Raw genomic sequence first — 23,697 nt, forward strand, 5'->3', positions numbered from 1 at the left:
CGTCGTGGGCGGCACCCCTGCCTTTTCAGGCGGCCAGCTTGGCGTTCACGACCGGAAAATCGATGTCTGTTTGGGCTACGTTGTTGATGTAGTTGGTCAGCACATTAACGGCAACGTTGGCGACGATTTCAATCACGGCGGCCTCATCAAAACCGGCCAGACGCAGTGTGGCGATGTCGGCGTCGCTGACACGTCCGCGAGACTGCGCCACGCGCAGCGCAAATTGCAGGGCCGCTTTTGTGCTGGCGTCTTCCGAGCGGCCCTCGCGGGCGGCATCCAGTTCAGCGCGGCTGAGCTTGGCCACGTTCTGCCCCAGGTAGTCATGGGCCGACAGGCAGTAGTCGCAGCCGTTGTATTCGGCAACGGCCAATGCAATACGTTCGCGCAATTGAACGCTCAACTTGCCCTTACCCAGTGCGCCGTTCAGAGCGAGATAGCCTTCAAGAGCTGCAGGGCTGTGGCCGACCAGCTTCATCAGATTGGGTACTACGCCCAGTTGTTTGAGAACCGCTGCTAGCAATGGCTTGGAGCCCGCTACGGAGTTGTCGACGGTGGGGATGCTGAGACGGGACATAGTGAATTCCTTTAAGGGTTAAGAGTTTCGGAACCGATCTTCGCTGCGTTGTGTAGCGAATGGGTGAACTGTATTTAGTTTGACCAATGTAGAGAATCACCGATAAAATTAATTCACTCTTCCATTTAACGGAATTCCATGGATAGATTTCACCTCCTCAACGTTTTTATCGCCGTTGTGGATTGCCAAGGCCTGGCCGGCGCCGCGCGCAAGCTGCACATGTCGCCGCCGGCGGTCACGCGGGCCATCAATGATCTGGAAACGCATCTGGGGCTTCGGCTTCTGATGCGGACCACGCGCAGCGTGCGGGTCACGGATGCGGGGGAGCGCTATGTACAGGATTGCCGGCGCATTCTGGCGGAAATGCTGGAGGCGGATGAGTCGGTTACTGGTATGCACTCATCCCCACGCGGACGCTTGACCGTCACCGCACCGATGCTGTTCGGCAGCCTGTTTGTGACGCCCATCGTGACCGAGTACCTAAGCCGCTATCCGGATGTCAGTGCCTCCTGTCTCTTTTTGGACCGCGTGGTTAACCTGCTCGATGAAGGCGTGGATGTCGCGGTGCGCATAGGAGAACTGCCGGATTCCGGCATGCAGGCGACCAGGGTCGGGCAAGTGCGGCGCGTGATTTGCGCGTCCCCGGACTATCTTGCCCGGCAGGGCATACCGACTAAACCCGACGATCTGCATGCCCACACCATCATTTCGGCGAGCAGTATCACGCCCAATCCCGAGTGGAAACTAATGGACAAAGGAGAACTGCGCAGCATACGGCTACAGGCCCGCATGATTACGACAACCAATGACTCTGCAGTGAATGCGGCAGCCAGTGGCTTTGGCCTGACGAGACTCTTGTCCTACCAGGTTGCGGAGCATTTGCGCAGCGGTAGACTCAAGACGGTCTTAGCGGACTTTGAGCCCGCAACGTTGCCCATCCACGTGGTGCACAGAGAGGGCCGGCAGGCGCCACAACGTGTGCGGGCGTTTTTGGACCTGACGATTGAGCGCCTGCGGCAAGACGCTACGCTGAACTAGCGGTTCGAAGTGTTCTCTGGCAGCGGCCGATGGATGTCAAGCCAGCAAGGCGCGCGCAGACAGGCGCACCTTGCCGAATGCCACGAACGGCGTATGACTGAATCCGAACCGAACCGGGGATGCGGCGTAAAACTTGGACCGGGTTATGCCGGGAAACCAAGGCTCGCCCGGTAGTCGATGGGGACTGAGTGAGCCAAGGATGTCAGTCTGATTAAAAACTAAGTGTGTGGAGTTGAAGACCAGACATAGCCCGTCCTATGTCATCGAATCAGCCTAACGAAAACGAGAAAACGGCTCCCTTGCGTTCGCGCTGAATTAACTCAATCTCGCTGTCGTGTAATTGCAGAATGCGTTTGACGATGACCAAGCCGAGTCCGCCGGCTCGTCCGCCTGCCGTCGAGAACACCGGGCGCATGAAAAGCTTGTTACGCAGTTCGCCTGGAATGCCAGGGCCTGTGTCGCTGATCTCGACACGAACCCCCCGGCCTTCGGCGCGCAACTGAACGACGATTTCGCCGCCTTCGGGCGAGTGGCGGATGGCATTGTCGAGCAAGTTGGTCAGCACGCGCTCGATCATGCCCAGGTCGGCGGTGACCACGGGCAATCCTGGTGCGATGTCGGGCACCAGACGTTGGCCGCGCGCCTCGGCGGCCAGTTCGAACTTCTGGAACACGTCCTGCACCAGGTCGGGCAGCGCAAAACTTTCCATCTCCGGCTTGACAACGCCGTATTCAAGCCGCGCGAGTTCGAACAGTTCTTGTGCAAGCCGGCCGACCTTGCTGCTTTGGCCGAGCGCGATTTCGAGGTAGCGCCGCCTGTCATCAGCGCTCAGCGTATCGGCTTTGAGCAACAACGTTTCGAGGTAGCCGTGCAGGGAGGTTAAGGGAGTGCGCAGGTCGTGCGATATGTTGGCAAACAGTTCGCGCCGTTGCTGGTCCTGAAGTGTCAGCTCTCGCCATTGCTCTGCGATGCGCTGGGTCATTCGTGTAAAGACCTGGCCCAGCGTAGCGATTTCGCCGCCGCCGCTGGAGGCCTCGTTCAGCGCTGGGACCGCGCTGTCGAGCGCGATCAGCCCGCCGGTTTCAAATTGCTGGACCGCGCTTGTCAGGCGCCGCAGCGGCCGTGTAATCAGCCTGAACGCGATAAGACCTGCCAGCAGGCCCAGTCCCGTTACCAGGGACATTGACCAGAGCAAGTAACGCCACATCCTGCCGGCCTGCAGACCTGCCGCGACGGTATCCCGATCTTCCCCGATAAGAACCACATACACATAGCCGGCATCGCGCCCGTCGATGCGCAGCGGCGCCGCGCTAAAGACCTTGCGCGTTCCGTCGGCGCTGCGGGGGTCGTCGCCCAACACCGGCAACCGGCCGCCGGCAAGAAGTGCGCGGATGGGAGTGATATCCACACGGTCCCGCTTGAGGTGCCCGGCCGGGGCCGCCTGCGCCTGGATGCGTCCGTCCATCGACAGCAAGTAGACCTCGACGCTCGGGTTGACGGCCATTAGCTTGTCGAAGAGGTCTTTTACGGCTGCATCGTTGAGGCCGCTGGGCGCCATCAGGGCCGAATTATCGGCAATGTGTGCGGCCAGACCCAGCGACAGGCGCTGTGTCACCTCCTGCTCATGCTGCACGTTGGCGCGCACCTGCAACCACAAGGAGGCGCCGCAACAGGCCAGCAACAACGCGGCAAAGACTATCGACAGACGCTGCGACAGCGAAAGCCTGGACAGAATGCGCCACCTCATGGTGTGGCCTCTTCAGGCGCGACCAGCTTGTAGCCACGGCCCCACACCGTGAGAATGCTGCGAGGCTCGGCCGCGTTGGCCTCAACCTTGATGCGTAGCCGATTGATGTGGGTATTGACTGTGTGTTCGTAGCCGTCGTGCTGATAACCCCAGACCTGGTTGAGCAATTCCAGGCGTGAAAAAACGCGGCCCGGATGCCGCGCAAAAAAATAAAGCAGATCGAATTCACGCGGTGTCAGTTCCACGGGTTTGCCTTCGATCTGCACCTGGCGCTCAATCGGGTCAATGCTGAGCTTGCCGAGTTCGAGCCGACCCGAGTCGCCGCGTGCATTGCGGGCGAGCGCATCGGTGCGCCGCAACAGCGCTCTCACGCGAGCCACTAGCTCCAGCACTGAAAAAGGCTTGGCCAGATAGTCGTCCGCACCTAGCTCCAGGCCGAGGATTCGATGTACTTCGCTGGAACGGGCGCTAATGATGATGATGGGTGTGTAGCGCGTCATGACGCGGGCGCGGCGGCAAATTTCCAGCCCGTCAATGCCTGGCAGCATGAGATCCAGAATCAGTGCGTCCCAGCTTCCGCGTTCGAGTTCGCGCACGCCGGCATGGCCGTCGGCCGCATGCACGACTGCGTAGCCTTCGTCGTGCAGATGCATGCGCAGTAGCTCTGCAATGTGGGGATCGTCCTCGACGATCAGAACGCGTTTGGATTGTTCCATGACTGACGATTATGGGCTGCGGCGCTGAATTAAGTTATCACAATTAATTGAACTCTTCGTGATGAATTGGAGACCGGACTGGCCTAATAATGCAGGCCATGAACACCGCAAACACCGCTTCCCGGCATGCGCCCATCCACCCGCTGTGGATGCGCGCCACCCACTGGCTCAATGCGCTGGCCGTGCTGGTGCTGGTGACCAGTGGCTGGCGCATCTACAACGCCGCGCCGTTTTTTCCGTTCAACATCCCGGCCGTGATCACTCTGGGCGGCTGGCTGGGCGGAGCGCTGCAGTGGCATTTTGCCGCGATGTGGTTGCTTGCATTCAACGGTATGGTTTACCTTGCTCTCAATATTTTCAGCGGCAGGCTGCGCATAAAGTTCTTTCCGTTGTCGCCCCGGGGCGTGTTGCAAGACATGGCAGCAGCGCTGCGCGGCAAGCTGTCTCATGCTGACCCGCGCCGCTACAACAACGTGCAGCGTTTGGCCTATCTGTTTGTGATGCTCGACATCATCGTGCTGGTGCTCTCCGGCCTGGTGCTCTGGAAATCGGTGCAGTTCAGCCTGCTGCGTGACCTGCTCGGCGGTTATGAGTTCTCGCGCCGTATCCACTTCTTTGCAATGGCCGCGCTGGTAGGGTTCGTGGCGCTGCACCTGATCATGGTGGCCCTGGTGCCGCGCACCCTGCTAGCCATGGTGAGCGGCCGTGCAGGCAAGGCCGCACACGACCCAAAACACGGAGGTAACCTCGCATGAGAATTTTTAAGCGTCCCCCGCTGGTCGGTGTCGACAGCGATGCCGCCCTTGCCGAAGCTCGCCAGCTCATCGGCCGCCGCATCGAGCAACCCGCGCGCCGGGCCTTCCTGCAACGATCGCTGACCATGGGCGGACTGTCGTTGCTGACCGGCTGCAGCATCAGCGACAACGCTGGCGTCGAGGCCGCCCTGACAAAGATTTCGCGGTTCAACGACAAGGTGCAAGGCCTGATCTTCAATCCCAACGCCCTGGCGCCAACCTATCCGGAGTCGATGATCACGCGGCCCTTTCCCTTCAATGCCTATTACGGCGAGGATGAAATTCGCCTCGTCAAGGAGGCCGGCTATAAGCTTGAAGTTGCGGGCCTCGTTGCCGACAGAAAAAGCTGGACCTTGACCGAACTACGCGCCATGCAGCAGCAAGACCAGGTCACCCGCCACATCTGCGTGGAAGGCTGGAGCGCCATCGGCAAATGGGGCGGCGTACATTTCGCCGACTTCCTGGCGCGCATCGGTGCGGACACCACAGCGAAATATATCGGCTTCAGGTGCGCCGACGACTACTACACCAGCATCGACATGGCAACTGCGCTGCATCCGCAGACGCTGCTGACGCTGACCTATGACGGTCAGCCATTGCCGCCGAAATATGGCTTCCCGATGAAGCTGCGCATGCCTACCAAGCTGGGCTACAAGAATCCAAAATACATCCAGGCGATGTTCGTCACGAACACCTACCCTGGCGGCTACTGGGAAGACCAGGGCTACAACTGGTTCGGCGGAAGCTGAGCGCCTAAGGCGCCCGGTCATGTTGGAACGTAGGGTACGAGTTCATTCAGAACGGTGCCATTTTTAAACTGATCCCGAAGGAAATCGATATGAACAAGTTCACTGCAACCATCCTGGCCTCTTGCATAGCCATCGCTTCCGTCTCCGCTTTCGCGCAAGACGCCATGCAAAAAGACGCCATGGGCAAAGACGGCATGGCCGACAAGGGCGATGCGATGGCGAAAGACGCCATGGGCAAGGACGCTATGAAGAAGGACCACATGTCCAAGGACGCTATGAAGAAGGACCACATGTCCAAGGACGCTATGAAGAAGGACCACATGTCCAAGGACGCTATGAAGAAGGACCACATGTCCAAAGATGCCATGAAGAAGGACAGCATGGCAAAGGATGCGATGGGCAAGGACGACGCCATGAAAAAAGACGAGATGAAGAAGTAACCCACCGCGTCCTTAAGCCAATCAATGCGGTAAATCGGTCAGTCCCACAGCATTGACCCCGGAGGTCATATGACGTTCTTTCTGCTGTCCTACCTGGGCGGCGCGCTGACTATCCTCGCGCCGTGCATCTTGCCCGTCCTGCCTTTCGTCTTCGCGCGGGCGGACCGGCCATTCAGGCAAAGCGGCCTGCCACTGCTCGCCGGGATGGCCGTGACCTTTGCGGCCGTCGGTACCCTGGCCGCCGTGGCTGGCGACTGGGCGGTACAAACCAACGAGTATGGCCGGCTGATGGCTTACGCGGTGCTGGTGCTGATGGGGGTGTCGCTATTGGCTCCGCAGTTGGCGGCAAGATTGACACAGCCACTTGTTGCCATGGGTTCACGCCTGGCAAACCATACAAGGCCGGCTGCGGAGTCTACGGGGCGGCCGGTTTGGTCGTCTTTTCTACTTGGCGTGGCCACCGGACTACTCTGGGCACCCTGTGCCGGCCCTATCCTCGGGCTGATTCTCACCGGCGCCGCGCTGCAAGGCCCGAGCGTGCGCACTTCTCTGCTGCTGCTGGCCTTTGGCGCCGGTGCCGTGACCTCACTGGCTGGGGTTTTATTTGCCGGTGACCAAGTTTTTGCCGCCCTCAAGCGCAAGCTCGGTGCCGGGGAATGGGTCCGACGCGGGCTGGGTGTGGCGGTCCTGGCCGGCGTAACAGCCGTGGCATTGGGACTGGACACGGGACTGCTGGCCCAACTGTCTTCCGGCGGCGGGGAGGCCATTGAAAAAGCGCTGATGAAGCGGTTGGGACCCATGCCGCCGCGCGCATCGCCCACAAACGCAATCGGCTGGAATGCAATCGACTCCCGTTACCTGCTGAGGACCGGTGGCTTCACACCAGGAGCCGCGCCCGCGCTTCCCGTCGAAGGCGCACTGCCATCGCTAGACGGGGCCACGGCGTGGCTGAATTCTCCACCCCTGTCGGCCGCGCAGTTACGTGGCAAGGTGGTGCTGGTGGACTTCTGGACCTTCGGCTGCATCAACTGCCGCAACGCCCTGCCACATGTGCGTGAATGGGAGCGCAAGTACAAAGACCAGGGGCTAATCGTAGTCGGGGTGCATTCCCCCGAATTCGCCTACGAGAAAAATCTAGGGAACGTGAAAAAAGCACTGGTTGACCTCGGCATCACATTCCCCGTGGCGGTCGACAATAACTTCACCATCTGGCGCGCCTTCAGCAACAACTACTGGCCCGCCCACTATTTTGTGGATGCGCGAGGCCGTATCCGCTTCCACCATTTCGGTGAAGGCAACTACGAGACATCCGAAGAGGTCATCCGCAGCCTGCTGGAAGAGGCTCGAAAGGATGCGGCAGCATCTAAGAGCTAAGGCGTTCGCTGGACATTCAGGATTCCCGGGATGGTGGTTCGGCTGCGGCGGGAACAAGGTCCGGCGCGTCCGTGGCGTTCCTGGAAGTAGCGGCCAGAACCATGTGATGTGCCAGCGTGTCGTAGAGCGGCCGGCTGATCATCCGCGACACGAGGCTGGCGAGCATCGCGCTAGCCATCAGGCTGAGCACCATCGAATGGCCGTCGACCATTTCCATCACGATGATGAAGGCCGTTAGCGGCGCCTGCGTGACCGCGGCCAGGAAGCCGGCCATGCCCATTGCAATGAGCGCAGGTCCGAGGTCGCCACCAACGAACTGTGCGATGCCGTCGCCGATGCCTGCACCAATCGACAGTGATGGCGCAAAAATGCCGCCCGGCACGCCGCACCAGGCCGTCAGCCAGGTCGCGATGAACTTGAGCAGGGTATAGATGGGCGTCAACTCGTCATGACCGCTCAGCATCTTCTTGACGGCTTCTGACCCTGCGCCGAAAGTGACCCCGCCCGTCACCAGCCCGATCAGGGCGACCACCAACGCCGTAGCGGCAGCGAATCGCACAGGCCAACGCGCGCGCCAGCGGTTGAATCGCTCGGGCGATCCGGCGAGCGAGGCAATCATCAGTCGCGCGAACAGGCCGCCGGCCACGCCGCTGGCAAGCGCGACCAGAAGGCCGGGACCCAGCAGGGTCCAGCCCAGGTTGGGGACGCGAATAACTCCGAAATAGCTCAGGTTGCCAAATGCGGAAACAGCCATCAGCCCGGCCAGCACGATGGCTGTGATGATGACGCCGCTGGCGCGCCACTCCATGCGCCCCGACAGTTCTTCGATGGCAAACACGACGCCGGCCAGCGGGGCATTGAAGGCAGCGGCGATGCCCGCCGCACCGCCGGCGATCAGCAAGGCCCGCGCGTCGATGCTGCTGCCCGGCGAGAGCCACCTCCTGGCGTGCTGCATCACGCCTGCCGCGACCTGCACCGACGGCCCTTCGCGTCCGATGGACAGGCCGGCTGCAAAACCTGCCACGCTAAGCCCGATCTTGGCAAGGGTCAGGCGCAATGAAGCAAAGGCGCTGGCTTGCCCGACCGGCAGCGCTGGATCCAGGGCCGCCTTGACCTGGGGAATTCCGGACCCACCGGCGGTCGGAAACCAGCGGCGAGTGGTCCACACGATGAAGGCGGTCACTGTAGGCGTCCACAGAAGAACCGCCCACGGCACACGATGATGGAGTTGTTCAAAGAGCCGAAAAACCCACTCTACTGCCACCGTGAAGCCGACAACAAAAAGCCCAGAGGCAATGGCGTAAGCCAGCACGATGGTGCGGTCCCGCCAGACGCGCCAGTCGGAGAACTCGCCGCGGAGGTTTGCAAGGAAGTCAGGTTCGTGATTCATGGGTCTTCTGCGATTCTGACACTGCGCGCAGTGATGTTCGCTTGCATTTGACAATCGATCGTCATCATAAGTGCCAGCCAGATTCAATAGGAGGAAGCGGGCTTGGCTTAAAGTCACGGCCGGGTGGTATGCCGGATCGGGCGTATCAGGTATTGTGATGGTCGGGCCGCCTCGCGGCTCCGTAACGACCAGGATTGGTTTTGTCGAGATAGTGGAATCGGACCAGAAGAAGTTGCGTCGCTCACCTGGTGATCAAGCTGCGAGGCTGTAGCACTGCTGTGCTGTACGCCGTAGGCGACACTGCTGCCGGGAAGTCTGAAAAGCTTGTCGCTACCGGCAATGCCATCCTAGTGCCAGTCGAAACCGCATCCCCCTGAGGGGCGCGGCAGGGGGATGACCGCTCTTGGTCGGGTGCGGGTGCAGCGATCATCGAAATCGACGCCCCATTGCCGACGGTCGAGCTGCTGGTTCCAATGTCGGGAATGCAGCAAGCCGTTCCGGAGGTCGACTGGCTCTTGTCAGGCCACAAGCGATATTGGTTCTTTGTAAAATCAGTCGATCGAGCTTACAACTGATTGCATAACGCAATCAGAGCCGCGCGGATGCGCCGCGTGAGGAAATGAAGTGGTATGGCCAAGCCCTACGCGCTTCCGCCACTTCATCGAGGAGGCATAGGGGCAGGCGGGCAGTGTGTACGGTCGCCAGATGTATGAGGTCATGCGTTACTGGGACGACGATCATCCTGAGTGGGCTGCAGCGGGGCACGCATTCGCGGCGGCGTGGCGAAAGCAGCCGAAATGGGTCGTCTCGCGCGCGTGGAAGTCGGTCGGCCCCAACGCCACGCTGGTTGAGGATGATCTCGTGGGCTTGATCCGCGAACTGAAGGCCGGGCGCGAAGGGGAGATTGAAGTTGCCGGCCCGGACCTGGCGCAAAGCCTCACCGAACTTGGCCTGATCGATGAGTATCGAATCTGCCTGCACCCCATCGTGAAGGGTCACTGCAAGCCCTATTTCGCCGGAGCTCGGCCGCCGCTTCGCCTGGTGACTCATGATCGGATTGTCGAGGATGTGATCAGGTTGACCTGCGTTCCTGCCTAACCCCGCGACTCGCTGGATGGAAATCGCCGCTGAAGCCTGGTCTTGGGTTGGGCCCAAAGCGACGGGAACGGCCCGCTCTGGTGGCGAGTTCTGACACTGGGTTTGGCGAAATCATCGCCAGATTGCCGTCCCCCCAAGGCCTACATGAACGGCCGGTTTCGCTTAGGCAGTTCGGCAAGCTAGCTGACAGCAATCAGTCTTTCTGAGTCATTTAGAAAACGAGTACAGTTGCTGGCAGTCAGCGTTTGCAGCTGCGCCTGAGGAACCTACAAACTTTATTGCCATAGCATTTTGTTGGAGCGGGCCAGCGACCAATGGTCAGGAGTCCAAAAGACAGATTCGACTTTATGGGGCTCCTTTGTTGATTAGGATTTTTTTAGTAATTTTGAGAATTCTTGATTCGTCATTCCAAAAACTACTACAAAAGCTGTTGATTTTTCGTCGGCTCCTTTTGCAAGAATTTTGAGAACCTACAGAGCTGTCGGTTTGTCGATTCTCAAAAGTTTTGCAAGGTTTCTCGTATCGTGCAAAAATTTTATTAATCTGTAAGGGATTTTCGTACTGAATTTGACTCGAAGAGCCTGATCCCGCCCGCCAATCGTTGACCACACGCATTACTGCCTGCATTCATCCGATTGATCACCGACTTAAGGAACTTAAATGACGGAACATTACGACGCCATTGTCATCGGTACCGGGCAAGCTGGGCCCTCCTTGGCGGTACGGCTTGCAAATTCGGGAAAGAAGACCGCCATCATTGAACGCAAGCTGTTCGGTGGAACTTGCGTAAACGTCGGGTGCGTCCCCAGCAAAACGCTGATAGCGAGCGCACGTGCTGCTCATGTAGCGCGTCATGGCGCGGACTATGGCGTGATGATTGAGGGGCCGGTGCGGATCGACATGGCGCGCGTCAAGGCGCGCAAGGATGCCGTCGTCAAGCAATCCAATGAGGGGGTGACCAAGTGGCTCAAAAGCACCGCAAACCTGACGGTTATTGAAGGCCACGCACGTTTCGTTGGCGACCATGCTGTCGCGGTCAATGGCCTCACCCTCGAGGCACCACAAATATTTATCAATGTCGGTGCCCGTCCGCTGATTCCGGCCATGCCCGGTTTGTCGGAAATTGATTACCTGACCAGCTCTAGCGTCATGGATGTCGATGTGTTGCCAGCCCATCTGCTGATTGTTGGGGGAAGTTACATTGGGCTTGAGTTTGCCCAAATGTACCGGCGCTTCGGCAGCGAAGTGACCGTGATCGAAGCGGGCCCGAAACTGATTGGGCGCGAGGACGATGATGTGTCGCTCACCGTGCAACGCATCCTTGAAGACGAAGGCGTCAAGTTCCGGTTAAATGCCAGTAGTCTGCGCGTCAGCCAAGCGGGCAAAGTGATCCTCCTGAGTGCGGTGTGCGACGGAGCTGCCGTTGAACTCAGCGGCTCTCATCTGTTGCTAGGCGTTGGACGCGTGCCCAACACGGGTGATTTGGGGCTGGACCAGACTGGCATTAAAACCGATGAGCGTGGATTCATTGTCGTGGACGACCAACTCGCTACCAGCGTGTCCGGCGTCTACGCGCTGGGCGACGCCAATTGTCGCGGCGCGTTTACGCACACCGCCTACAACGACTATGAAATTGTTGCGGCCAATTTACTCGATGGAGACGCCAGGCGGGTTAGTGACAGGATCACCGCCTACGCGCTGTACATCGATCCGCCACTCGCGCGCATCGGCATGAGCGAGCACGAAGCCCGCGCCACCGGCCGCAAGATACTGGCCGGGAAAATGCTGATGACGCGAGTTGGCCGGGCTCGTGAGCGGAGTGAGACGCAAGGGTTCATGCAAGTGTTAGTGGATGCGGAAACAAAAAAAATACTCGGTGCGTCGCTGCTCGGCATCGAAGCCGATGAAGTGGTGCATGCACTTTTGGATGTCATGTATGCGAAGGCACCCTATACGGTCATTCAACGTGCGATGCATATTCATCCTACCGTGTCAGAGTTGATACCCACATTACTCGGCGACTTGAAGCCACTGCAGGCGTGAGACCTTGCAGTGGCTGAGGTCGCCCGAAATAGAACGGTATTAGCCTGCAGCCCGCGTTCAAAAAAGCGCGACGAAGCCGTTCAATTCTGAAATACGTTGAGGGTATTTGTATTTGAATTGGTGAAGTAGACCCGTAGATTTCCGGCGGCGTCTTTGGTTGCCGCTACGCCAAACAAGGCCGATCCCGTTCCTTTGACGGCGTCTACTGGCGTGCTATCCAATAATTTGACTCCGATCAACTGACCATTGAAGGTCGGTATGCCGCTGGGCGAACTAATGGAGTTAGGTAGTATCTCTACCAAATTGTTGTCCAGCTGATTGACTACCAGAAGGCTGCCGGTGAGCGGATTAATCGTTAACCCAACCGGGGCGTTCAGGGGCGTTCCCTGATAGACGATTGTCGATGCTTCCAACCCCGGTGTCGTTGTCGCGTTCGGAAAAGCAACAATGCTATTGGAGGCGGTACTTACTACGAAGAGGACATCGGTTGACGCATCGTAAACCATGCCTTGTGGACCAGTCGGATCCAGCGTATTCGTTCCGACAGGAAGCTTTCCGATGGTGACGACGCTTTCACGCGCGAATTGGCCAGGAACAAATTTTTGCCGCTGAATCGATCCTGAGTTGACTTGGGTAACGAAGAAGTAAGGTGCAGCAGTACCTGCCTTGATACCAAATGCCTGCCCCCATGGGCCAGCGAACTGGTCCCCGACTGGATTGAAGGTTGCGCCGCTGCTGTTATCGATGACACCAGTTCCGTTCGGAAAATCTGTACCGTTCGGCGTCACCACAACCACGTTACCGTTGCCCGTTGTAGTGCCGGCATTAGGGTTGCTGTAGCCGGGCAAAAAGTTCGCGATCCAGGTCGCGCCAAGATTACTGATAGCCATGGCGACAGGGCCTGCTCCGGCCTTTTCCTGATAAAACTGCGAGATTGAGCCGGTGCCTGGCACGTAGCGCATGATCGTAGTACCCGTATTCGCTCCGGCGCTGTTACTGAAATTCGAGACAAGCACATCGCCTGGCTGAAGTACGTTTTTCGCGCCTGTAGCGGCATTGATTCCGGTGTAATTGGCTGGCGCAATGGCGAGTCCGTAGGGGTTGCCGTCGCCGTTGGGGGCGACCGTCGAAACAAGTTTCGTAATAGTGCCCATATTTTGGATCGAGGCAACGGCATCAGATTGCCCGCCGCCGCATGCGCTCAAGAGCGATGCAGCGGAAATACTAAAGGCAAGGAGGGGGGATTTTTTCAACATGAGGTACTCCAGTAGGTTAGCAAAGCGAAAATTCAGCCGAGCGGATCGGCCTTACTGACCTAATAGACGGATTCAACGCTGAGTTATTCCCAATGGTGAAAAGATTTCCACCGTCGGTATCCAAGGAGGTCGTTTGGCTCCAGAATATTCAGGCGGTGATGCGAAACGCGTGAGCGATGGCTACCCGCTTTGTGCGGTTAGCCATGGTTTCGCAAGGCAGACCTTCAAAACCTGAAAATCAACAAGTAAACAGGATTGTCGACATGAAGTCTGCGCGATGAAGGGTACCGGCGCCGAGGGGGTTGCTTTGGTGTTTCTGAAATCGGCGGTGACTTTAACAAGTTGTGACGTTTTGAAAGGCTCTGTCCCAAGGAGCAAATAATCCTGCACAAAGTCAACCGACTTCAGGCGGTCGCACCAAGAAGGGTGAATTGATTAGGCTTTTTTGGCCCAGGAACTGCACCAACCGCTAGCCGCCACGTTCTTGCCTTGAAAGAGCAGGCAGCCGCCGGAAGCATCACCCGCCTTACCGAGATATAGAGCGCACCCGCTGCACTGACTGCCAGGAATGTAAGATTTAAACTTATCCTTATCAGCCCTTGTGGCGTCGGCCACGTAGCCAAGCGTGATCGCTTGGGAATCCTTTTCATCGACCATCGGGGAGCCCGCCGTGGCGACAGTTGTTGGCGCAGCGGTGGGTTCTGGCGCCGCTGCGGGAGTAGGAACTGCGGGCGGGGGAGTTGACACCACTGCTGCGGGCGGGTCGGATTTTGGCGAGCAAGCCGCTAGCAGAATCAAGCCAGCTACTGGCGTGATTTCAATAAAGCGGCGACGTGAAGTGAGGATAGTCATAGCGATTTCTTTCAACGGTTTGAGTTCTGGACCTTCAGCTATCGAAGAAACGTTGCGGTCACCAGTCAGGATGATTCAACTCAAAAGACTTGCCGCGCAAGAGCATATGGAAATTTTCGGCAAGCTGCTCAAGTGGCGTAAAAGCACAAACTGCCAGCAGAAAACTGCAACAAGGAATTGGGTCCACCACTGATCCTATAACTTATAGTGGGCTGGACAGATCCTCCGCGTCTGTGCGCCAATGCACATTAGCAATCCGAAAACTGATTTGCAGGGTCTTCTGACCCACTTTTGTCCGGCATTGCTCAGGACTGTCGTTGCCCTCCAACCGAAGCGTTCAGTTTGTCACAAACTCAGCCACGAGCTGACCGACTTTGATTGTCAATCAGTGCCCGCTTTACCTCTGTGAAGGGAGCCTGCTGGCTTCAGGAGGGGCTGCGCAGCCAAGTGAACGCGGAATAGTTTCCGACGTCATTCTGGAACATTTCATCTTCAATGAAGAGAAACCGCAGCCTTGGAAGGTCACTTACCAAAGCCTGACTTCCCTCAGGGTAAAACCACCTCGCGGAGGCTGGGCCAGAGCGACCGAACAGCGGTAAGCTACGGGCGTTGTGCTGTGGCGTCACCGTCTGCTGCAATCACCGCTGGCTGGTTTCACCATCGAATGGTCTTTGCATGCACCAGCAGCATTTGCGACCTCCCCTTAGCCTGCGATTCACAAAGATCCGTAATAACCTGGATGTGCTGGCAACAGTCTTTCCAGACTTTCTAAATCAGTCCACAAAATGTCCCTACCTGATAATGAAGAATGCATCCTGGTATTACAAGGAGGTGGCGCCCTTGGTGCTTACCAGGCGGGTGTTTTCGAGGCGCTAGGTGCGCATTACCACCAACCCACCTGGTTAGCCGGCATCTCGATCGGTGCTGTTAATGCCGCATTAATTGCTGGCAACCCGTCAGACCGGCGCGTGGCCAGACTGCGCGAGTTTTGGGAGCTACTCAGTTCATCCTTTCAGCCACCGGCACTTGCCACCCCCGCCAACGCTACCGCCCGCCAGGCCTTGAATGAGTCCAGCGCCGCCCAGGTGCTGTTGTTTGGTGTGCCAGGCTTTTTTGCACCACGCTTTCCACCTGCACCGCTGCAACCACGCGGCACGCTGGAGGCCATCAGTTACTACGACACTGAACCGTTGCGGCAGACGCTCGAGCGTCTGGTGGACTTTGACCGCATCAACTCGGGCGCGGTGCGATTGTCAGTGGGTGCGGTCAACATACGCACGGGTAACTTCGAATATTTCGATTCGGCCAAGCAGCGTATCGATGTGCGGCACATCATGGCCAGCGGCGCTCTCCCGCCGGGCTTCGCGCCGATAGAGATCGACGGGGAATACTACTGGGATGGCGGGCTGGTATCGAACACGCCGCTGCAATATGTGCTCGATCAGCCGGGCAAGCGGCGACGTGTTGTTTTCCAGGTTGACCTGTTTGCCGCCACCGGCGCATTGCCGACCACGCTTGCAGAAGTCACCGAAAGAGAAAAAGACATTCGCTTTTCCAGCCGCACGCGATTGAACACTACCATGGAGCTCAACCTGCAGGTCATCGCGCAAGCGGCACAACGCCTGATCGCCAAGCTCCCGCCCGGGTTGCGTGACGATCCTGACGTGCGTGCGCTGTCGCGCGTACGCACGGAAAATGCAGTAGAAGTGGTGCATTTGATTTACCGCAGCAAGCACTACGAAAGCCAGTCAAAAGACTATGAGTTCTCGCGTGTGTCGATGCAGGAACACTGGGGCGCGGGACGGGCCGACATGGCGCATACATTGCATGATCCGCGCTGGATCCGGCGCGAGCGCAGCGCCGGAGGGGTGCATGTTTTCGACCTCACTTCGGATAGCCCTTCCAACTCTTCTTTGGCCTGATCAATCTCATGCCCATCCACTAGTCCCACTCACCAGCAGCAAAGGTGCGGCAATGGCTTGCTTGGCTGCCGAGGTTCGCTGGCTTCTAAACGGGCATAATTACTGTATATTTAATCAGTATGGTTGAAGCCAGTGGAGCTCGGCGGATACCCCTTATGAATGAACCGCTTCCGCCTTCGAGTCCTTTATGCGCTATTAAGGCCGCGAGTTTGCCTTTCTTCAGGCGTTTTCTTGATTCGGGCGGTGTCTTGATCGCTGCGCCCGACCGCCTGCAGGTGGCGCGTTATGTCCCCCAGCGATCCATGCCCAATTTGCCCTTCGCGCTATGGATGGCACAGGCCAAGACGGCGTCTTTGAATTCAACCACTTCGTTTTCAATTGATGGCCCGGCCCGGTCACTGCTTTTAGGGAACGAAGAGTATTTGGACGGCGGACAAGCAGCCGCCGGCACAGGGGCATGACAAGCTCGGCAGACGTTTCAGACGGCCCAGCTTACGCCGTCGCGGTGCGCCATCTGTGCGAGTTTGCAGCCAAGGTCGGTGATCTGGATTTGCGCTTTACGCCTTCTCCGACAGCGCAGCAAGGTCGAGAAGGCCATGTCCTGGTGGCCGGCCGGCGCGGTCCAGACCACGAGGCGGAAGTCAAACTCTCGGGCAGTTACAAGAATCTGCGGGTTGCAGGCCGCGCCGACGGGTATGACGCAATCCGCAATGAACTGGAGGAAATCAAAACTTTCCGGGGTTCGGTAGACGCTATCGCCCACAACTACCGGGCACTGCACTGGGCTCAGCTCAAGGTTTATGGCTGGTTGATGTGCCAAAGTCGCGAGCTTGAAAAGCTGACGTTGAGCCTGGTTTATTTCGATGTCATGGAAAAGACCGAACACCCGATCAAGGAGGCGTTCACGGCGTCAGAACTCCAGGTCTTCTTCGACGCCTTGTGCGAGCAGTTCATAGGCTGGGCCCGCCAAAACGCGGCACATCGTTTACGCCGCGATGCTGCGCTGGCGACGCTGGCGTTTCCCCAAAAGCCTTTTCGCCCGGGGCAACATAGTTTGGCCAGCGGTGTTTACCGGGCCTGCGTCCAATCGCGACCTTTGTTGGTTCAGGCACCCACGGGGATCGGCAAGACGATTGGCACGATTTTTCCAGCATTGCGAGCCATGCCAGTGCGCGGAATCGACAAGTTGTTTTTTCTAACGGCCAAAACGCCCGGACGGCAAATTGCGCTGGATGCGTTGCAGCGAATCCGCGACACCAGCAACAGCAATTGCACAGGTGCGTCCAACCAGATCCTTCCACTTCGAGTTCTTGAGCTGATGGCGAAAGACAAAGCGTGTGAACACAAAGACAAGGCCTGTCATGGGCAATCCTGCCCGCTGGCCCAGGGGTTTTATGACCGGCTGCCAGCGGCCAGGCAGGCGGCAGCAGAACAGGGTTGGCTCGATCACGCCAATCTGCGCCATGTGGCGCTTGACCACCACGTTTGCCCCTATTACCTGGCGCACGAAATGGTCCGCTGGAGTGATGTCGTGGTCGGCGATTACAACTACTATTTTGACCGCACCGCCATGTTGTATGCCCTCACGGTTGACGCGTCCTGGCGGGTGAGCGTTTTGGTGGATGAGGCGCACAACCTGTATGCCAGAGCGTGCAGCATGTACAGCGCTGACTTGACTTACGCCGAAACATTGGCTGTCCACCCTCACGTCCCCGCCGTGATCCGAGGCCGCGTGGATGAATTGCTGAACCACTGGCAGCTGATGAGGGATGCCGCAGAGCGGGAGACCCCGGGTCAGGCGTGGGGCTTGCTGACCGAGGTGCCTGAAGCCTGGCTTCGAAGCCTGCAGAAGCTCAACAGCGCGGTCAGCGAGTACCTCAATAACTATCCGGCCGAGTCGCATGGTGTGCTGTTGCCGTTTTACTTTCGGACCCTTGCTTTTGCCGGTTTGGCCGACGAGTTTGGCGAGCACTCGATGTGCGAGTTCGACCGGCTGCAGGAACCTCTTCTCCCGGCTGATCCATTGTTGGCCGAGGCGGTTCAAATGACGCTCGTCGTGGAGCGGCCCAGGGATCCCGAAGTGTCCACAGAAGAAGGGATGGACACGGCAGCGGGAAGACTGACACTGCGCAACATCGTTCCCGGTCATTTTCTTGCAGCACGAATCAAGGCGGCAGACTCGATGGTGTTGTTTTCTGCAACACTTAATCCTGCGGACTACTACATCAATCTTCTGGCGCTTCCGGACACAACCCAGTCAATGGACATTGCCTGCCCGTTCAGGCCGGAGCAGTTGACGGTCAGGATCAAGCCAATCTCTACGCGCCGGAGTGATCGGCCCGCGACTCTGGACGCACTGATCGATGCCATGGTGACGCAGTTTGCGATGCAACCTGGCAATTACCTGGCGTTTTTCAGCAGCTTTGAGTACATGCAGATGGCGCGACTGCGGCTGGAACAGCGTGGTGCAGGCATCGCCGTATGGGCACAGGAACGCCAGATGGAGGAGTCGAGCCGACTGGCTTTTTTGCAGCAATTTGACGTCGAAGGCCAAGGAATCGGATTTGCGGTGTTGGGCGGGGTGTTTGGCGAGGGGGTGGACCTGCCTGGTCGGCGGCTGATTGGCGCCTTCATCGCAACGTTGGGGCTGCCCCAGTTTGATGAGGTCAATCAGGCCATCCGTCAACGCATGCAAGCCCGATTTGGACGAGGGTATGAGTACACCTACGTGTTTCCTGGCCTTCAAAAGGTGGTGCAGGCGGCAGGGCGGGTGATCCGTTCCGAGACAGACACAGGAACCGTCATACTGCTGGACGAGCGTTTCCTGGAAAAGCGTTACCGCATAAGGTTGCCCAAATGGTGGCAGCTTCGGGTGTTTTAAATTGACCACTTTTGCCTGCACTCCGTTCAGTGTCAGGTTGGCCAATCGACCGATGTCGGTTAACTTGGTGCCACCGAGGAGGCCCGCGAAAATGTGCTTCCCCGGCTTGCTGGGCCGGGTGCCCAATCCGCTTCGGCAATAATACGGGGGAGCCCAGCCAGGATTTTTGCCCGTCGCTTGAGCGCTTACAGAGCGAGTAGGCGTTCTGAAAATCCAAAACAAACGGCCTCGCCATCCCATGTCACCCATTGCCGTTATCGACTTCGAAACCACAGGTATTTCGCCTGATCACGGCGACCGCGCCACGGAGGTTGCAATTGTGTTGGTCGAGGGCGGCCGGGTGGTCGATCGGTTCCAGAGCCTGATGAACGCTGGCATTCGCATTCCGTCTTTTATTACGCAGCTCACCGGTATCACCAATGCCATGGTGGCGGCGGCGCCTGATGCGGCGCAGGTAATGTCCGAGGCCAGCCGCTTCGTGGGCAAGGCGCCGCTGGTGGCGCACAACGCGTCGTTCGACCGCAAGTTCTGGGTGCGCGAGTTGGCGCGCGCGGGCCTGCCGTCGCCTCAGCTTTTTGCTTGCACCATGTTGGTCTCGCGCAGGCTTTACCTGCAGGCGCCCAACCACAAGCTCGGCTCGCTGGTGGACTACCACCACCTGCCACGCCGGGGTGTGGCGCACCGTGCGCTGGCAGATGCCGAAATGGCCGCTGAGTTGTTGGGCCAGATCCAGCGTGACCTGCGCACCCGCCACCGTGTGGCCAACCCGGACCACGCCCTGCTCATGGTATTGCAGCGCTGTGCCAAATCCGCCGTCAGTGCGCTCATGGCGCATTACGCGCCTGCTTGAGCAGAGCGAAACGCCATCCCTTATTACGCTATTCATTCAATAGCAATTCGCACCCTGTATACAGGGCGAGAACTTCATATCACTCCTAACCAGGTTCAAAACCATGCACAGCCGATCCGCGACGCCGCTTTCCACCCACGACACCACCCGCACCGACGACATCCGTATCAGCGCGGTGCGTCCGCTTATCACACCCGCGCTGCTGGAGGACTGGCTTCCCGTGCCCGCGGCCACACTGGCGCTGGTGGAACATAGCCGCGCCGCCATCTCGCGCGTGCTGCATGGCTCAGACGACCGGCTGATCGTCGTGGTTGGACCCTGCTCCATCCACGATCATGGCCAAGCCATGGAGTACGCGCGGCAACTTAAGCTGCAGGCCGATGCGCTGGCAGACGACCTGCTGGTGGTGATGCGCGTGTACTTTGAAAAGCCCCGCACCACCGTGGGATGGAAAGGCTATATCAACGATCCGCGCTTGGACGGCAGCTTCGCCATCAACGAAGGGCTGGAAATGGCGCGACGCCTGCTGCTCGACATACTGGCACTGGGCCTGCCTGTAGGCACTGAATTTTTGGACTTATTGAGTCCACAATTTATTAGTGATCTGGTGAGCTGGGGCGCTATTGGCGCCCGCACCACCGAGAGTCCGAGCCACCGCCAGCTGGCCTCCGGCCTGAGCTGCCCGGTCGGCTTCAAGAACGGGACTGACGGCGGCATCAAGGTAGCCACCGATGCCATTCAAGCGGCCAGGTCAGTGCACGCCTTCATGGGCATGACGAAGATGGGCCAAGCGGCCATTTTTGAGACTCGAGGCAATGACGACTGCCACATCATTTTGCGCGGCGGCAAACAGACCAACTATGGCGCTGCAGACGTCAACGCGGCTTGTGTGCTCCTAAAAAGCGCCGGTCTGCGTGAGCAGGTGATGATTGATGTGTCCCATGCCAACAGCAGCAAACAGCATCAGCGGCAAATTATCGTGGCGGCCGAAGTGGCCCAGCAGATTGAAGCCGGCGAGCAACGCATCACCGGCCTCATGATTGAGAGTCACCTGAACGAAGGCCGACAAGACATGGTGCCCGGCAAGCCGCTTCTGCAGGGCGTGTCGGTGACCGATGCCTGCATCAGCATGGCGCAAACCGTGCCGGTACTACAGGGTTTGGCGGCGGCGGTGCGGGCGCGGCGCAAAGTGAGCCGGGCCGGTTAGACCGGCTCGCTTGTGCTCCGCGCCTGAAGCAAGACGTTGCTTTTTTTAAGGAAAAAAAATGGGCATACTGATTCTGGGCTTGCTTCTTTTTCTAGGCGTGCACTCAACGCGCATCGTGGCGGATGGCTGGCGCACGGCCACGATAGTGCGGCTCGGCGAGGGTCCCTGGAAGGGCCTTTATGCGCTGCTGTCAATCGGGGGGTTTGGGTTGCTGGTTTGGGGCTTTGGTCTTGCGCGGCAGCAGCCAGTGACCGTGTGGTCGCCGCCGCTGGCGATGCGCCATGTGGCAGCGCTGCTGACCTTGGCTGCCTTCATCCTGCTGGCGGCGACCTACGCACCACGTAACGCGATCAAAGCGCGGCTGCATCACCCAATGGTGCTGGCAGTCATGATTTGGGCGCTGGCGCATCTGCTGGCCAACGGCAAGCTGGCGCAAATGATGTTGTTTGGCTCTTTTCTGGGGTGGGCGGTTCTGAGTTTTCGCGCCGCGCGCGCCCGAGATCGATCAACGCAGGCGAGGTACCCGTCGGGTACGGCGTCAGGCACGGCCATCACCGTGGTTGTGGGTTTGCTGGCTTGGGCGGTGTTTGCCTTCTGGGCGCATCAGGTCGTAATTGGCGTGCAGCTGTTTTCGGTTGCTTGACGGAGAGGGCGAGCATCGTCAAGGTCGGCGTCACAAATCACCCCCGTCAAGAAGAACTTGTTATGCGGTCGGAAATCATGGATTAACCCACGCCCGGCCAGCTAGCCACGCCCATTTCTCAACTAGGCCTGCCGAGCCGTCTGCGTGGTTATCGCTGTTTTAAAGGGCGGGCTTTGTCACGGCGTTGGCGTCCAAGGTCACGGCGGTTTGTGCCAAAGCTCTGCCGTTCATGACGGCACCGGTTTGCAACGCAATCAGCGTTTTGCTCAAGATGGTTCCCTTGAAGTCAGCGGTGGTTCCCAGCGTTGCCTGACCGGCGACTTGCCAGAAAATGTTCTTGGCCTGTGCGCCGCCGCTCAGGGTCACCATGACACCATTGCCGACGGTGAGATCTTGTGCGATCTGAAAAATCCAGACATCATTTGCGCCACCTGAGAGAGTGATATTCGAGGCCATCAAAACGCCGGTGCCCCATTTGTAAAGGCCAGGGACGAGGGTCATCCCGCTAATATTCCCGGCCCCCAATTCTGTGGCGTCAGGCAGCGATCTGCCGGCAGCATCGGTGTAAGCAGTTTCCATGTTGCTCACAGCCGTGGTCAGGTTAGACGGCGTAGGTGGCGTCAGGTCTGCCGCGTAGAGTCTTCCAGTTACAAGACTCGATGTCGACCACTGATTGGACGGATCCCGGGTCAAGGAAAAACCAGTAAGAAAGGTCTCCGCAGCGGGGCTCAGCCCAATATTTCCAGTAACTGCTGTGGTACCGGTGGTTGAAACGCCGGATTTGGCCAGGATCACAAAGTCGCCAGCAGTTCCGAGAACGACGGGCGCAGGACCTTTCGCCAATGCGAGTGAGGCGTCTGCCGTTGTGAAGGACCATTGGACATTGGCGGGCAATCCTTTGGCGGGAATTGCAAGATTTGTAGCCCCCGTGGTAATCGTGGCTTTATAGGTCGTGCTCAGTGCCAAGTTTCCTGTGGGGGTAAATATGGCGGTCGTGCCCACGTAAGTCACCACACCGGCAACAGGTGTCGCGCTGGGACCAGTGGTCACGCTAAATGTTGCCGAGGTGATCGTTGAGGGGTCCATCGCTTCATCGAAGATAGCGGAGATTTTTCGGTTGATCGGTACCCCCGTGGCGGCATCAACCGGACTTGTAGAGGTGACGCTTGGTACGGTGGTGTCCAACGTCGCGCCGGTGGTAAACGTCCATACAAACGCACTTGCCAAAGCACGCCCGTTTCCATCCTTGACACCGGTAGTGATCGTGGCAGTTAATTTGGTGTTAATCGGAAGAGCGCTGACTGGCGCGAAGATCGCCGTGTTGTTTGCAGCATTCAGGGTCACAGTTCCGGAAATCACAACCCCTCCCGGTGCGGTGACTGTAAAACTGTCTGTAGTGATCGTTGCCGGGTCTATCGCGTTGCTGAAGGTCGCTGTGAGCTTTCTATTCACCGGCACATTCGTGGCGGTATTAGCCGGCGTTGTTGTGGTGACTGTGGGTCCGACTCCTGTAGCGAGCAAGGCTGCGTTGTTGTCCGATCCACCCCCGCAACCCGCCACAAAAGCGGTCAGCACCAGGGGAATTAAGTACACGAGGCGCTTGCAATAACTTTTGAATCTGTTCATTTGGTGTTCTTCCTATTCTTGGTGGTGACGGTGGAATTGATTCGCAATGGCGGCCCTAAAAACAAGCCTCAGATGAGGGTGGCGTCCAATTCCCGGCGATGAGCCATACAACGCTCATTTGCTTAGGGCGCGCCCAGAGAGGCTTTTCATCTGTGCGACGCAGAACACATTGCCTAATTACAACACTATGTGTTCGCACGCCTTGGTCCCAATTTGTTGATGCGCTTTTATTTCAAAAAATGGCATGGGTACATGTAGCCTCCGTGGCCGATCCCTTCAGCGGCATTATTGTGGCGTTGCTTGGAGTTATGCAACCGAGCGGTCGTCTACGAGGCCGATCCTAACTACAAAGTTTGGTAGCCCGCATGGATTTCAGAACTGCTTGACATAGATCAACTGGCTGAAGAGATTTTGTCCCTGCCGACGTTCGTAGTCGGTTGGCGATCCCAAGGGGGGGGCCAAAGAACTTGACAGATTGACCCTTTCGGTGGTCTCCT

General features: G+C 58.3%; 20 protein-coding genes. 13 read left to right on the forward strand and 7 right to left on the reverse strand.

Annotated features, from left to right (window positions below; translation table 11 throughout):
* Nucleotides 1-25 precede the first annotated feature (25 nt).
* Nucleotides 26-574 (reverse strand): carboxymuconolactone decarboxylase family protein, encoded by a 549-nt coding sequence (locus HHJ16_RS13500; RefSeq protein WP_296901384.1) that lies wholly within the window; start codon nt 572-574, stop codon nt 26-28.
* A gap of 138 nt (nt 575-712) precedes the next feature.
* On the opposite strand from HHJ16_RS13500, the gene HHJ16_RS13505 reads away from it, so the two are divergent.
* Entirely contained in the window at nt 713-1,612 is a 900-nt protein-coding gene (locus tag HHJ16_RS13505) for a LysR family transcriptional regulator (RefSeq protein WP_296901386.1), read from the forward strand.
* Nucleotides 1,613-1,880: 268 nt separating this feature from the next.
* Here HHJ16_RS13505 and HHJ16_RS13510 read toward each other — a convergent pair whose 3' ends face one another.
* Together HHJ16_RS13510 and HHJ16_RS13515 are read right to left on the reverse strand one after the other, a co-directional pair.
* On the reverse strand, nt 1,881-3,359 hold the full coding sequence (locus HHJ16_RS13510) for a HAMP domain-containing sensor histidine kinase (protein ID WP_296901388.1): 1,479 nt from the start codon (nt 3,357-3,359) through the stop codon (nt 1,881-1,883).
* Nucleotides 3,356-4,075, reverse strand: coding sequence for a response regulator transcription factor (locus HHJ16_RS13515; protein ID WP_296901389.1), 720 nt, complete (start codon nt 4,073-4,075; stop codon nt 3,356-3,358). Before HHJ16_RS13515 ends, HHJ16_RS13510 begins: the two co-directional genes overlap by 4 nt.
* Nucleotides 4,076-4,173: 98 nt before the next feature.
* On the opposite strand from HHJ16_RS13515, the gene HHJ16_RS13520 reads away from it, so the two are divergent.
* The 4 genes from HHJ16_RS13520 to HHJ16_RS13535 all read left to right on the forward strand — a co-directional run bounded on the left by HHJ16_RS13520 (nt 4,174) and on the right by HHJ16_RS13535 (nt 7,432).
* Nucleotides 4,174-4,830: a cytochrome b/b6 domain-containing protein gene (locus HHJ16_RS13520; protein ID WP_296901390.1), complete on the forward strand. Its 657-nt coding sequence runs from the start codon at nt 4,174-4,176 to the stop codon at nt 4,828-4,830.
* Nucleotides 4,827-5,618 carry a molybdopterin-dependent oxidoreductase gene (locus HHJ16_RS13525; RefSeq protein WP_296901392.1) on the forward strand — a complete coding sequence of 264 codons (792 nt, stop codon included), beginning with the start codon at nt 4,827-4,829 and terminating at the stop codon, nt 5,616-5,618. Before HHJ16_RS13520 ends, HHJ16_RS13525 begins: the two co-directional genes overlap by 4 nt.
* Nucleotides 5,619-5,707: 89 nt before the next feature.
* Entirely contained in the window at nt 5,708-6,058 is a 351-nt protein-coding gene (locus tag HHJ16_RS13530; RefSeq protein ID WP_296901394.1) for a pentapeptide MXKDX repeat protein, read from the forward strand.
* Between the two features lie 69 nt (nt 6,059-6,127).
* On the forward strand, nt 6,128-7,432 hold the full coding sequence (locus HHJ16_RS13535; protein WP_366557498.1) for a cytochrome c biogenesis protein DipZ: 1,305 nt from the start codon (nt 6,128-6,130) through the stop codon (nt 7,430-7,432).
* Between the two features lie 16 nt (nt 7,433-7,448).
* Here HHJ16_RS13535 and HHJ16_RS13540 read toward each other — a convergent pair whose 3' ends face one another.
* Nucleotides 7,449-8,822: a chloride channel protein gene (locus HHJ16_RS13540; protein WP_296901395.1), complete on the reverse strand. Its 1,374-nt coding sequence runs from the start codon at nt 8,820-8,822 to the stop codon at nt 7,449-7,451.
* A 705-nt stretch (nt 8,823-9,527) separates the two neighbouring features.
* Here HHJ16_RS13540 and HHJ16_RS13545 point away from each other — a divergent pair.
* Together HHJ16_RS13545 and HHJ16_RS13550 are read left to right on the forward strand one after the other, a co-directional pair.
* Entirely contained in the window at nt 9,528-9,920 is a 393-nt protein-coding gene (locus HHJ16_RS13545) for a dihydrofolate reductase family protein (RefSeq protein ID WP_296901397.1), read from the forward strand.
* 660 nt (nt 9,921-10,580) lie between these two features.
* Entirely contained in the window at nt 10,581-11,963 is a 1,383-nt protein-coding gene (locus HHJ16_RS13550; protein ID WP_296901399.1) for an FAD-containing oxidoreductase, read from the forward strand.
* 80 nt (nt 11,964-12,043) lie between these two features.
* Here HHJ16_RS13550 and HHJ16_RS13555 read toward each other — a convergent pair whose 3' ends face one another.
* Both HHJ16_RS13555 and HHJ16_RS16910 read right to left on the reverse strand, forming a co-directional pair.
* A complete protein-coding gene (locus tag HHJ16_RS13555) occupies nt 12,044-13,219 on the reverse strand; it encodes a hypothetical protein (protein ID WP_296901401.1) in 1,176 nt (391 codons plus the stop codon).
* 435 nt (nt 13,220-13,654) lie between these two features.
* On the reverse strand, nt 13,655-14,071 hold the full coding sequence (locus HHJ16_RS16910) for a high-potential iron-sulfur protein (protein ID WP_366557500.1): 417 nt from the start codon (nt 14,069-14,071) through the stop codon (nt 13,655-13,657).
* A 785-nt stretch (nt 14,072-14,856) separates the two neighbouring features.
* Here HHJ16_RS16910 and HHJ16_RS13565 point away from each other — a divergent pair.
* The 6 genes from HHJ16_RS13565 to HHJ16_RS13590 all read left to right on the forward strand — a co-directional run bounded on the left by HHJ16_RS13565 (nt 14,857) and on the right by HHJ16_RS13590 (nt 21,574).
* Entirely contained in the window at nt 14,857-15,993 is a 1,137-nt protein-coding gene (locus HHJ16_RS13565; protein WP_296901403.1) for a patatin-like phospholipase family protein, read from the forward strand.
* A 155-nt stretch (nt 15,994-16,148) separates the two neighbouring features.
* Nucleotides 16,149-16,454, forward strand: coding sequence for a hypothetical protein (locus tag HHJ16_RS13570; protein WP_296901404.1), 306 nt, complete (start codon nt 16,149-16,151; stop codon nt 16,452-16,454).
* The gene (locus HHJ16_RS13575; RefSeq protein WP_296901405.1) at nt 16,451-18,874 is read left to right on the forward strand and encodes an ATP-dependent DNA helicase; all 2,424 of its coding nucleotides are present in this window, start codon (nt 16,451-16,453) and stop codon (nt 18,872-18,874) included. The genes HHJ16_RS13570 and HHJ16_RS13575 overlap by 4 nt, the downstream gene beginning before the upstream one ends.
* A 238-nt stretch (nt 18,875-19,112) precedes the next feature.
* Nucleotides 19,113-19,724, forward strand: coding sequence for a 3'-5' exonuclease (locus HHJ16_RS13580; protein ID WP_296901407.1), 612 nt, complete (start codon nt 19,113-19,115; stop codon nt 19,722-19,724).
* Between the two features lie 103 nt (nt 19,725-19,827).
* Entirely contained in the window at nt 19,828-20,931 is a 1,104-nt protein-coding gene (locus tag HHJ16_RS13585) for a 3-deoxy-7-phosphoheptulonate synthase (RefSeq protein WP_296901409.1), read from the forward strand.
* A gap of 58 nt (nt 20,932-20,989) precedes the next feature.
* On the forward strand, nt 20,990-21,574 hold the full coding sequence (locus HHJ16_RS13590; protein WP_296901410.1) for an NnrU family protein: 585 nt from the start codon (nt 20,990-20,992) through the stop codon (nt 21,572-21,574).
* Nucleotides 21,575-21,733: 159 nt separating this feature from the next.
* On the opposite strand, the gene HHJ16_RS13595 is transcribed toward HHJ16_RS13590, so the two are convergent.
* Nucleotides 21,734-23,200, reverse strand: a complete 1,467-nt coding sequence (locus HHJ16_RS13595; protein ID WP_296901412.1) for an ice-binding family protein — start codon at nt 23,198-23,200, stop codon at nt 21,734-21,736.
* Between the last annotated feature and the right edge of the window lie 497 nt (nt 23,201-23,697).

The organism is Polaromonas sp., assembly GCF_012927485.1.
Classification (GTDB): Bacteria; Pseudomonadota; Gammaproteobacteria; order Burkholderiales; family Burkholderiaceae_C; genus Polaromonas.